This window comes from Dickeya undicola, assembly GCF_000784735.1.
Taxonomy (GTDB): Bacteria; Pseudomonadota; Gammaproteobacteria; order Enterobacterales; family Enterobacteriaceae; genus Dickeya; species Dickeya undicola.
In genome coordinates this window covers 134343-145314 of sequence record NZ_JSYG01000015.1, presented here as the reverse complement: position 1 = coordinate 145314, position 10972 = coordinate 134343, and the positions used below count along the sequence as shown (strand labels likewise).

General features: G+C 54.7%; 12 protein-coding genes. 4 read left to right on the top strand and 8 right to left on the bottom strand.

Annotated elements, in window-relative coordinates:
• The first annotated feature begins 39 nt into the window (after window positions 1-39).
• Entirely contained in the window at window positions 40-615 is a 576-nt protein-coding gene (locus tag OB87_RS07605) for a YceI family protein (RefSeq protein WP_033568840.1), read from the top strand.
• A 72-nt stretch (window positions 616-687) separates the two neighbouring features.
• Here the strand turns inward: OB87_RS07605 and OB87_RS07600 are convergent, their stop codons facing one another.
• From OB87_RS07600 to OB87_RS07590, 3 genes are read right to left on the bottom strand one after another with little or no spacing between them, the layout of a single operon-like run.
• Complete coding sequence (locus tag OB87_RS07600; protein WP_033568839.1) at window positions 688-1491, bottom strand: anti-sigma factor family protein; 804 nt, start codon at window positions 1489-1491, stop codon at window positions 688-690.
• On the bottom strand, window positions 1488-2003 hold the full coding sequence (locus tag OB87_RS07595) for a sigma-70 family RNA polymerase sigma factor (protein ID WP_200884281.1): 516 nt from the start codon (window positions 2001-2003) through the stop codon (window positions 1488-1490). Before OB87_RS07595 ends, OB87_RS07600 begins: the two co-directional genes overlap by 4 nt.
• Window positions 2004-2025: 22 nt before the next feature.
• Window positions 2026-2577, bottom strand: coding sequence for a tetratricopeptide repeat protein (locus OB87_RS07590; protein WP_033568837.1), 552 nt, complete (start codon window positions 2575-2577; stop codon window positions 2026-2028).
• 218 nt (window positions 2578-2795) lie between these two features.
• On the opposite strand from OB87_RS07590, the gene dbpA reads away from it, so the two are divergent.
• On the top strand, window positions 2796-4169 hold the full coding sequence (gene dbpA / locus OB87_RS07585; RefSeq protein ID WP_033568862.1) for an ATP-dependent RNA helicase DbpA: 1374 nt from the start codon (window positions 2796-2798) through the stop codon (window positions 4167-4169).
• A gap of 179 nt (window positions 4170-4348) precedes the next feature.
• On the opposite strand, the gene ychF is transcribed toward dbpA, so the two are convergent.
• Both ychF and pth read right to left on the bottom strand, forming a co-directional pair.
• Complete coding sequence (gene ychF / locus OB87_RS07580) at window positions 4349-5440, bottom strand: redox-regulated ATPase YchF (protein ID WP_033568836.1); 1092 nt, start codon at window positions 5438-5440, stop codon at window positions 4349-4351.
• Window positions 5441-5569: 129 nt separating this feature from the next.
• Window positions 5570-6157, bottom strand: a complete 588-nt coding sequence (pth, locus tag OB87_RS07575) for an aminoacyl-tRNA hydrolase (protein ID WP_033568835.1) — start codon at window positions 6155-6157, stop codon at window positions 5570-5572.
• Between the two features lie 241 nt (window positions 6158-6398).
• Here pth and ychH point away from each other — a divergent pair, with 241 nt between their 5' ends.
• Complete coding sequence (gene ychH, locus OB87_RS07570) at window positions 6399-6668, top strand: stress-induced protein YchH (RefSeq protein ID WP_033568834.1); 270 nt, start codon at window positions 6399-6401, stop codon at window positions 6666-6668.
• Between the two features lie 215 nt (window positions 6669-6883).
• On the opposite strand, the gene prs is transcribed toward ychH, so the two are convergent.
• The 3 genes from prs to lolB all read right to left on the bottom strand — a co-directional run bounded on the left by prs (window position 6884) and on the right by lolB (window position 9459).
• On the bottom strand, window positions 6884-7831 hold the full coding sequence (gene prs, locus OB87_RS07565; protein WP_012769780.1) for a ribose-phosphate diphosphokinase: 948 nt from the start codon (window positions 7829-7831) through the stop codon (window positions 6884-6886).
• Between the two features lie 128 nt (window positions 7832-7959).
• On the bottom strand, window positions 7960-8835 hold the full coding sequence (gene ispE, locus OB87_RS07560; protein WP_033568833.1) for a 4-(cytidine 5'-diphospho)-2-C-methyl-D-erythritol kinase: 876 nt from the start codon (window positions 8833-8835) through the stop codon (window positions 7960-7962).
• A 3-nt stretch (window positions 8836-8838) separates the two neighbouring features.
• Window positions 8839-9459, bottom strand: a complete 621-nt coding sequence (lolB, locus tag OB87_RS07555) for a lipoprotein insertase outer membrane protein LolB (protein WP_033568832.1) — start codon at window positions 9457-9459, stop codon at window positions 8839-8841.
• A 210-nt stretch (window positions 9460-9669) separates the two neighbouring features.
• Here lolB and hemA point away from each other — a divergent pair, with 210 nt between their 5' ends.
• Window positions 9670-10929: a glutamyl-tRNA reductase gene (hemA, locus tag OB87_RS07550; RefSeq protein ID WP_033568831.1), complete on the top strand. Its 1260-nt coding sequence runs from the start codon at window positions 9670-9672 to the stop codon at window positions 10927-10929.
• Window positions 10930-10972 lie beyond the last annotated feature (43 nt).

Here is a 10972-nt window from a genome sequence, read left to right as displayed (position 1 = left end):
AAGCGTTTACGCGTTGTCTGCTTTGAGGAGGTTCCCGTTATGAGGCGCATCATTCCCGTTGTGGCTATTGGGCTGCTGGCAAGCCCCATGCTCCACGCCACACCACTTAACTATACGATTTCAACCAATAAAACCGTTATCAAGCTTTCATGGCGCGCATTTGGCGACACGTCGCAGGCGTCTCTGGATGGTGTCACCGGGGAGGTTATGCTGGATTCCGCCAAAGAAATCGATGACCGTATTGAAGTGAAAATCCCGGTTGCGACGCTCGAAGCCTCTAACAGCCTGCTGACTTACCAGCTGAAAAGCGGTCTGTTTTTTGATGCCACACACTACCCCTGGATTGTTTTCACCAGCAGCCGCGTGGTGGCGCAAGGGCATGGTCACTTTCGTGTGTTTGGCTCGTTGTCCGTCAAAGACGTTCAGCGCCCAGTCATTCTGGAGGCGACGCTGGAGCAATATGGCAGTGCATCACCCGCGGGGGGGACGTTGTTTCTCCATGCGACAACCGCGATTTCACGTTCGGCTTTTAATATGGACCGGTTTACGGCACTGGTGGATGACAAGGTGGCGATCAATATTGACCTTCAGGCACAAGTCCGACGCGCCTTATGATCGTCTTTCCTGATGGCAGCCCTCCCGGCGTGCTCTGGCTGTTGCCGCATGGAGGGAAGGGGCTTAGGTCTGTTATGTCAGCGATGTTTGCAACCGGCGCGCGCTGTCCGTCAGTTGTGACGCCGGATTACGGCCGATCAATACGAATTGATAGCCTTGGGTATGCCACCAGGCAAGGTGCATTCCATGCCGTTGTTCATTGTTGATCGCCGTTGCGCTTCGCTGTTGCTCAGGGGAGATGCACAATGCCATCGGCCCATACTCCGCATGGAGCCAGGCAATCTGGGCGATGGCGGTGCTGTCGTAGCGCAGCATACGTACCATTTTCAGCTCCGCACCTTGAAGAGATAACTGCGGTTCGCTCAGACGGATACCGATGTCCTGCGCGGTACGCGCCAGTCCCCGTGCCAGCGCAGACGATGTGCTGTCGGTATCGAGCAGCGTTTCTGCGCTGTACAGTGACATGTATTGGGCTTCAAGGTCGCGAATTTTCTCGCTATCGCTACGGATAAGTTGGGTCGGTCGCGACAGATAGCCCAACCCTGATCCTATCACCAGAAAACTGAGCGACGCGGCAATCAGCGAACGGCGGCTAACCCCGATGCGGGGGGGATTTTCTCCTGCGGCAGGTGTCGCCGCCAGCAGTTGCTCAAGCCGATTTTGCATCCGGGCCTGCGGCGCGTCGTCCAGCAACGGTGCGAAGGCGTCTTTAAACGGCAGATTGCTGTCTTGCAGCCTGGCGATGCGTGCAGCCAGCTGCTCGTCATGCTTGAGTAACTGCTCGAAGCGCTGTGCGTCGGTGTCATTCATCTCGCCATCAAGCCAGGCGACGATAGCCTCGTCGCTGTAGGGGGGCGTAAAATTCGTGGTTTTCATAACCGTTTTTCCTTCGCGGCGGCGGATTCGTCAACCGATTTAGCCAACGTGGTTCGTGCCGCAGCCAGTCGGCTCATGATCGTGCCGATCGGTACTAATAGCGTGTCTGCCGCTTCCTGATAGGTAAATCCTTCGACATAAACTAAAAATAGCGCGTTGCGTTGTGCTTCAGGAAGGGCGCTCACCCGTTGCATGATTTTCTGGTAATGCCGACGGTCATCATTCAGCGCGTGGGTATCCGGTGCCAGTAATTCGTCGCTGTCGATAAATCCTTGCCCCATCCGTACACGGTTGGCGCGGAGATCGGAAATCCAGATGGAGTGAAGAATGGAAAATAACCATCTGTCGATGCGGGTTCCCGGCGTGAATTGCGCGCTCTTTTCAAGCGCGCGAACGCAGGTGGACTGTACTAATTCTTCAGCAACATCGTGGTTGCGCGACAGCACCAGACCGTAACGCCACAGGCGTGTCAGATGCGCGGCAAGCTGCTGGCGAACGTCACTGGTAGTGATTTTTTTGTCCTCGCGGTAAAACTCAGGATTCAGGATGCCCGTTAATCGCGGCTTGTAAGTCTCGGTACGCTTCGCAGCTTTGGCCGCACAGGCTGGCGATCGTTTTCAGTTGCTCCCGCGCCAGATCGGGGCGGCCTTTCACCAGCCACGCTTCACCAAGATATTCGCGTACTTTGGCATAATTCGGGTTGAGCGCCAGCGAGCGTTGATAATAGCCGATGCCTTCGTCGGTACGCCCGAGTTTTCGTGTGGCGTAACCCCGGTAGTTCCAGGCTTCGGCGGTATTGCCATTTTTCAGGGTATCCAGCAAGTTCAGCGCTGCCTGATACTCACCTTTTTTAGCCAGGTGATAAGCGTAGTTTGTCTTATCCTGGTCGCTCAGGCTGCTGGTTTTTTCAGGGACACACTGCCTGGTTGCGCTGCTATAAACCTGTCCGGCTGGGCAATCCGGTGTTTTACTGTTGGTGTCGTCGTCGCCCGCCGCAAAGACCTGCGGGACATGCAAAGAAAATAGCAGTACTGGGATAGCCAGACGGCGAGCGATGGAACATGGGGAAAAAGAAGCAGGGTTCATTGTATTGACTCCAGGTGAATGTCGTGGGGTAAGCAAGGGGTAAACGCATTACCTGCCATTTCTATTCACCGATTATTTCGATTTACCGATTATTTCTATTGGGAACACAGTGAACCGGACTTCAATCTGATATCGAGGTGAAAACTCCTCACGGCGTGGCAGGAAAGGGGTGGTATCATTGTCGGCTTCTTTCATCTGGAATTTTCACTGTGACTTCATTGACCTCATTTGCTGAACTGAACGCGCTTCCTGCGGAACAACTTGCCACCCTTAATGAGCTGGGCTATCAGACCATGACGCCGATTCAGGCGGCGGCGTTACCGGCTATCCTGGCAGGGAAAGACGTCCGCGCGCAGGCGAAAACCGGCAGCGGCAAAACCGCAGCATTTGGCCTGGGCCTGTTACAGCATCTTGATGCCGGGCAATTCAACACCCAGTCGCTGGTGCTGTGTCCGACCCGTGAACTCGCCGATCAAGTCGCCAACGAGCTGCGTCGTCTGGCACGCTACATGCCGAACATCAAGGTGCTGACGCTCTGCGGCGGTGTACCGTTCGGCATCCAGCGCGACTCGTTGATCCACGCTCCCCACATCATTGTCGCCACGCCGGGCCGACTGCTGGATCACCTGAACAAGGCGACCGTAAATCTCGATGCCCTACAGACGTTGGTGCTGGATGAAGCGGACCGGATGCTCGATATGGGCTTTGCCGACGCCATCGATGAGGTGATCACCCACGCCCCCACTGCGCGTCAGACACTGCTGTTTTCCGCCACCTGGCCGGATGCCATTGCTGCTATCAGCCATCGTATTCAGCGCGATCCGCTGGTCATTGAGATCGGCACGGTGGACGAGCTTCCTGCGGTTGAACAGCAGTTCTATGAAGTTGCCCGCAGTGGCAAACTCGATCTGCTGCAAAAATTGCTGAGCCGTGAACAACCCGCGTCCTGCGTGGTGTTCTGCAATACCAAAAAAGACTGTCAGGCGGTATACGACGCGCTGACCGCCAGTAACCAGAGCGTGCTGGCGCTGCATGGCGACATGGAGCAGCGTGACCGCGATCAGACGTTGGTACGTTTTGCTAACGGCAGCAGCCGTGTGCTGGTGGCAACCGACGTTGCCGCGCGCGGGCTGGATATCAAAGCGCTGGAGATGGTGGTTAACTACGAGCTGTCGTGGGATCCCGAAGTGCATGTTCACCGTATTGGTCGTACCGCCCGCGCCGGTGAGAGCGGGTTGGCTGTCAGCCTCTGTGCGCCGGAAGAAGCCCAGCGAGCCAATGCGCTCGAAGAAATGCTCAATATGAAACTCAACTGGCACCCGCTGCCGACCGGGCTGCGCATCACCCCGCTGGAAGCGACGATGGCGACGCTGTGCATCGATGGCGGCAAGAAAGCCAAAATGCGTCCCGGTGATATTCTGGGGGCGTTAACCGGCGACATGGGGCTGGAGGGTGCCGATATCGGAAAGATTGCCATTCACCCGACCCATGCCTACGTGGCGGTGAAGCAGTCGGTAGCACGCCATGCGTGGAAGCAGTTGCAGCAGGGGAAAATTAAAGGCAAAGCGGTGAAAGTCCGATTGCTGAAGTAATAACAATAAATCCCCCACGTGCTGACGACGCTCGGCGTGCTGATGATATCTGGGGTTCTGGCTGTTGCGTCTTATGTACCTGAGATATTCTGAAAAAAATCCACGCAACTGCGTGGATTTTATGAATTTTGTTAGTCTTCATGCGATTCGGTGAAATCGCATGAGACAACAGAAGTGAATTAGACGTTAAACAAGAAGTTCATAATATCGCCATCCTTAACGATATATTCTTTCCCTTCTGAACGCATTTTGCCGGCTTCTTTAGCACCTTGTTCACCTTTGTAGGTGATGAAATCATCAAAGGCGATAGTCTGGGCGCGGATAAAACCTTTTTCGAAGTCGGTGTGGATTTTACCGGCCGCCTGCGGGGCAGTAGCGCCGACCGGGATAGTCCAGGCGCGGACTTCTTTCACCCCGGCGGTGAAGTAGGTCTGCAGGTTCAGCAGCTTGTAACCCGCGCGAATCACGCGGTTCAGGCCCGGCTCTTCCAGACCCAGTTCGGCCATGAATTCGTCGCGCTCAGCATCGTCCAGCTCAGCAATGTCCGATTCCACCGCGGCACACACCGCAACGACGACAGAACCTTCTTTGTCGGCAATCTCACGTACCTGATCCAGATACGGGTTGTTTTCGAAACCGTCTTCATTGACGTTGGCAATGTACATGGTCGGTTTCAGCGTCAGGAAGCTCAGGTAGCGGATAGCGGCTTTTTCTTCCGCGCTCAGATCCAGTGCGCGCAGCATACCGGCGTTTTCCAACTGCGGCAGGCATTTTTCCAGCGCCGCCAATTCGGTCTTGGCGTCTTTATCGCCGCCCTTGGCTTTTTTCTGCACGCGATGAATGGCGCGTTCGCAGGTGTCGAGGTCTGCCAATGCCAGTTCGGTGTTGATGATATCGATATCTTCCGCTGGGTTAACCTTGCCCGATACGTGAATGATGTTCTCATTTTCAAAGCAGCGCACCACGTGACCGATGGCTTCGGTTTCACGGATGTTGGTCAGGAACTGGTTGCCCAGACCTTCGCCTTTGGACGCGCCTTTTACCAGACCGGCGATATCCACAAATTCCATGGTGGTGGGGACGGTACGCTGTGGTTTGACAATCTCGGCCAACTGGTCGAGGCGCAGGTCCGGCATCGGCACTACGCCGGTGTTAGGCTCGATAGTACAAAACGGAAAGTTGGCCGCTTCGATGCCGGCTTTGGTCAGCGCGTTGAACAGAGTGGATTTACCCACGTTAGGCAGCCCAACGATACCGCATTTGAATCCCATGTTTATGTCACCTTAAAAATCACTAATCATCAGGCTTTCGTTGCAAAAAGCCTGTCAGAATGGAAAAAGTCAGTCTTGATGCCAATTATACACATAATGCGGCATGAACTCGATCCGCCCGAACGACCATCATGACGCTTTGAACGCGTGCAGACGGTTCATCGCTTTGATCATATCTTCTTTCATCAGGATATCGGTGCAGCGCAATGATTCATCAATTGCCTGATCGATCAGCGCCTGTTCGCTAGTGGGCGGTTTACCCAGCACAAATCCCACCACCTTGTTTTTATCGCCCGGATGGCCGATGCCGATGCGCAACCGGTGAAAATTGGGGTTGTTGCCGAGTTTGCTGACGATATCCTTCAGCCCATTGTGGCCGCCGTGACCGCCGCCGAGCTTCAGTTTGGCGACGCCGGGCGGCAGATCCAGTTCATCATGCGCCACCAGAATTTCATCTGGCGCGATACGGTAAAAGGTCGCCATCGCCGCCACCGCTTTGCCGCTCAGGTTCATGAACGTGGTGGGCACCAACAGGCGTACATCGTTGCCACCGAGCGTCAGGCGTGCGGTATAGCCGAAAAACTTGCTCTCTTCTTTCAGCGACTGCCGGTAGGTTTCTGCCAGGCGGTCAACGTACCAGGCACCGGCGTTATGACGGGTCGCAGCGTATTCGGCACCGGGGTTGGCCAGACCGACAATCAATTTGATGCCACTCACAGTTTAATACCACTCATCATTCGATATGACTCACGCGATACGTTTCCGAATTGAGGAAACCGGAGGTAGCGCGCCTGTTAGATAATTGACAAAGTCGTTAGTTTAACTCAGGGGAAGTTGATCACCAACATGTGATCCTTCGCGCAACCCGATTGAGAAGTGCTGCTTATACTATGAGCAAATCAGAGAGACACGCAGCAAGATTCTGATTATTTCCACTGGATATTTCTGGAGGCGAAATATGAAACGTAGAAATGCTGTGATGGTAGGCAACGCATTTATGGGATTAGGTCTGTTGCTTATGGTTGCCGGAATAGCTTATTCGATTGCCAATCAGCTGCCTGAATTGCATTTGCCGGGTTCGCTCTATTATATAGAGCTGCTGGCTATTTTTGCCGGTGCTATTTTGTGGCTAGCCGGTGCCCGTATTGGTGGACGGGAAAATGTGACGGATCGCTATTGGTGGCTGAAGCACTTTGATAAGCGCTGTCGCCGCGAACGGCATCTATAAGTGGAAAAAGGCGAGTCTATATCCTAAATAATGCGAGTTGAACAACGCAACGCGTTGGCCCGTTAGGACAAGGCTCTAATGAGCCGAGTAACGCAGCCAACACACCGGCAGCTTGAAGTATGACGGTATAATACCGGCAGAATAATTGAATACCAAAAAAACGCCACCGGTGATATCACCGATGGCGTTATTACTTCAACTTACACAACCGAATATTAATGCTCGAACATCGCAGAAATAGATTCTTCGTTGCTGATACGGCGGATGGCTTCGGCCAACATGCCTGACAAGGTCAACGTGCGTACATTCGGCAGAGATTTGATATTTTCTGACAGCGGAATGGTGTCGCAGACAATCACTTCATCAATAACAGAGTTCTTGATGTTCTCGTAAGCGTTGCCAGAGAAGATCGGATGGGTGGCGTAGGCGAAGACGCGTTTAGCACCACGTTCTTTCAGTGCTTCCGCTGCTTTGCACAGGGTGCCACCGGTGTCGATCATGTCGTCGACCAGCACGCAATCACGACCGGCTACGTCACCGATGATGTGCATCACCTGAGAGACGTTGGCACGTGGGCGGCGCTTGTCGATGATGGCCATATCGGTGTCGTTCAGCAGCTTGGCGATAGCGCGGGCGCGAACCACACCACCAATATCCGGAGAAACGACGATCGGGTTGTCCAGATTCTGTTGCAACATGTCTTCCAGCAGGATTGGGCTGCCGAACACGTTGTCTACCGGTACGTCGAAGAATCCTTGAATCTGCTCGGCGTGGAGATCCACCGTCAGAACGCGGTCAACGCCGACGCTGGAGAGGAAGTCAGCCACTACTTTCGCGGTAATCGGCACGCGAGCGGAACGCACACGGCGATCCTGACGGGCATAGCCGAAGTAGGGGATAACAGCGGTAATACGTCCTGCGGAAGCGCGGCGCAGGGCATCAACCATTACGACCAGCTCCATCAGATTGTCATTGGTGGGAGCACAGGTTGACTGGATGATGAAAATATCACCACCGCGTACATTTTCGTTGATTTGTACGCTGACTTCGCCGTCGCTAAAACGACCAACAGCAGCGTCGCCCAGACTGGTGTACAAACGGTTGGCAATACGTTGTGCTAGTTCCGGTGTGGCGTTACCAGCAAAAAGCTTCATATCAGGCACGAGAAGAACCTCAAGCTTGCGTCCAGAGAAATATCCGCCTGCGGAAGGCCGTGTGTCGTACCGCAAGCAGGATATACATACGGGTGTATGGAAAAGATCGCTAGAACATCACGGTCGGCGGTGGTGTTTTAGCAATCCTTGGATTGCCCGGAAAGCCGTTGCTGCAGTGGGGAAACGTTAACACCACGCGCAACAAAACCATGCAAAAACCCTTCCGGGGCCCGGTTTAGCACCTGACGAGCGGCGGACTCGGTGTCGAATTCGGCAAACACGCAAGCGCCGGTGCCAGTCAGGCGCGACGGTGCGTATTCTAACAGCCATAAAAGTCGCTCTTCAACCTCACGAAAACGTTTTCTTGCGACGGCTTCACAATCGTTGCTGAAAGTTTGTGTCAGTAATTGTGACAGTGGGCGTACTGGCGTATCTCGCGTCAGGTCCGGATCGGCAAAGATAACCGGGGTGGGAATGCTGACGCCAGGATGAACCACCAGATACCACTTTTCCGGTGGTGACACCGGGGTTAGCTGCTCACCGACGCCTTCGGCGAAGGCCGCGTGCCCGTGCACAAATACCGGGACATCGGCCCCCAGTTTCAGGCCCAACGCCGCCAGCGTGTCGACCGGTATCTGGCTACGCCATAACTGGTTCAGCGCCACCAGCACAGTGGCGGCATTTGACGAACCGCCGCCCAGGCCGCCGCCCATCGGCAGATGCTTGTCGACAGCGATGTCGGCACCGGCAAACGGCAACCCGGCCTGCTGACAATAGGCCTGTAACTGACGGGCAGCACGTACAGCCAGATTGTGCTCATCGGGAACGCCGGGCAAGGGTGTCAGCAGTACAATTTGCTGATCCTGCCGTGGGGTGATGGTCAGCGTGTCGCCGTAATCCAGAAACTGAAACAGCGTTTGTAGATTATGGTAACCATCCGGGCGACGGCCGGTGATGTACAAAAACAGATTCAGCTTGGCTGGGGAAGGCCAGCGATTGCATGTGGTCGCCATGATTTATTGCGTCGTCCAGTTATCCATTTTCAGTTTGATGCGTTGCTCGCCCTGTGTGAGTTCTAAATTATGCGGCAACGGCAGCGGGCCATCGGTATAGGATTGATAGGACACGCTCCAGTGTTGGTCGCCTTGTTGATAGTTGACGCTGCGCAGCAGAGCGTGATCATCCAGTGTGAAGTCTTGCGCATCACCTGGCAGACCGAGCATCCACTGGCGCAAATTATCGAGTGGAATCGCCATGCCGGTTAACTGCTGAACCATGTACTGCGCGTTTTTGCCCATGTAGCGCTTGCCCTGATTGTCGGTAATTTGTACCAGGTCGGGACTCGATTGCAGCTCCAGTTCAGTGCCACCAAGTGGGTTGCTGAGTAACAGGCGGTAACGCTGCGGCGAGAATTGCTGCCAAAAGAAACGGGCGTACAGCTTTTTCCTATCGGAAATATAGGCGAATGAGCCACGGGTCTGATAGTTGGTCAGATTCTGTACTTTTTGCTCATGCTCGCGCCACTCGGGAGAGGTCGGCTTTTTACCCGGTAGGGTGGGCTGAGTCAGGGTACAGGCGGTCAGTAACACGCTCGCCAAAGGCAGTAACCGTAAGGCGCGAACGGGATTATTTAGCATGTCGAAAAGGTCCTGTTACAAGCATCATGGGTTCACAACAAGGCGTCACGCTAGCCGGGTTGGCTGGCAGCGTCAATGCCTGTGATGCTGCTCAGTGTGCTGGCGACAACGTGAGCGCGGTTGTTCTGGGTCACTTTTCTTGCCCGCAGGCTTCAAGTAGAATGCCGCTTAGATGAAACCCATACTAACAACGGGATTACTCTGTAAACCATGACCCTGCTTGCGCTTGGCATCAATCATAAAACAGCACCAGTCTCTCTGCGGGAGCGCGTCGCGTTTTCGCCGGACAGACAGGGGCAGGCGCTGCACAGTCTGTTACAGCAACCGTTAGTTCAGGGTGGGGTGTTACTTTCCACCTGCAACCGTACCGAACTCTATCTCAGTGTGGATGAAGAGCAGGAAAACCGGCACGAACAACTGATTGCCTGGCTGTGTGAGTATCACCGGCTTAATCCTGATGAAATCCGCAAAAATCTCTACTGGCATGAAGGTAATGCCGCTGTCAGCCACTTGATGCGTGTCGCCAGCGGGTTGGATTCGTTGGTGCTGGGCGAGCCCCAGATTCTGGGGCAGGTCAAGAAAGCGTTTGCTGATTCTCAGCGTGAACGCTCGCTGTCGGGCGATCTGGAGCGCATGTTCCAGAAATCGTTTACCGTCGCCAAACGGGTGCGTACCGAAACTGATATTGGTGCCAGCGCGGTGTCGGTGGCGTTTGCCGCTTGTACGCTGGCTCGGCAGATCTTCGAATCGTTGGCCGATGTCAGTGTGTTGCTGGTGGGCGCGGGTGAAACCATCGAACTGGTGTCTCGTCATTTACGCGAGCACCGCGTGAAGCGGATGGTAATTGCCAACCGGACGCGTGAGCGCGCTCAGGCGCTGGCAGAGGAAGTGGGTGCCGACGTGATAACACTGGCGGAACTGGACGCCTATTTGCCGCAGGCGGACATTGTCATCAGTTCTACCGCCAGTACGTTGCCCATCATCGGTAAAGGGATGATGGAGCGCACCATGAAAGCCCGCCGTAACCAGCCAATGTTGATGGTGGATATTGCCGTACCGCGCGATATCGAACCCGAAGTCGGACGGTTGCCAAACATTTACCTGTATAGCGTCGATGACTTGCAGGCTATCATTCAGCATAATTTGGCGCAGCGCAAAGCGGCGGCGATTCAGGCTGAATCCATCGTGCAGCAGGAATGTTCGGAGTTTATGTCCTGGCTGCGCGCACAGGCAGCGGTGGACACCATCCGCGACTATCGTTCTCAAGCCGATCGCCTGCGTGAAGACATGACCGCCAAGGCGCTGGCGGCGATACAGAATGGTGGCGATGTGGATGCCATCGTACAGGAACTGGCGCACCGGTTAACCAACCGCCTGATTCATGCTCCCACCCGGTCATTGCAACAGGCCGCCCGCGATGGCGATCTGGAGCGTTTGCAGATTTTGCGTGACAGCCTCGGTCTGAACTAGCATTCTTCTTCCCCCATAATGATTCAACACAGGATTGAACCGC

What these genes read in the sequence shown, in the direction of transcription:
- OB87_RS07605 (WP_033568840.1), top strand. Translation starts at nt 40, where the DNA reads ATGAGGCGCATCATTCCCGTTGTGGCTATTGGGCTGCTGGCAAGCCCC.
- OB87_RS07600 (WP_033568839.1), bottom strand. Translation starts at nt 1,491, where the DNA reads ATGAAAACCACGAATTTTACGCCCCCCTACAGCGACGAGGCTATCGTC.
- OB87_RS07590 (WP_033568837.1), bottom strand. Translation starts at nt 2,577, where the DNA reads ATGAACCCTGCTTCTTTTTCCCCATGTTCCATCGCTCGCCGTCTGGCT.
- ychF (WP_033568836.1), bottom strand. Translation starts at nt 5,440, where the DNA reads ATGGGATTCAAATGCGGTATCGTTGGGCTGCCTAACGTGGGTAAATCC.
- ychH (WP_033568834.1), top strand. Translation starts at nt 6,399, where the DNA reads ATGAAACGTAGAAATGCTGTGATGGTAGGCAACGCATTTATGGGATTA.
- ispE (WP_033568833.1), bottom strand. Translation starts at nt 8,835, where the DNA reads ATGGCGACCACATGCAATCGCTGGCCTTCCCCAGCCAAGCTGAATCTG.
- lolB (WP_033568832.1), bottom strand. Translation starts at nt 9,459, where the DNA reads ATGCTAAATAATCCCGTTCGCGCCTTACGGTTACTGCCTTTGGCGAGC.
- hemA (WP_033568831.1), top strand. Translation starts at nt 9,670, where the DNA reads ATGACCCTGCTTGCGCTTGGCATCAATCATAAAACAGCACCAGTCTCT.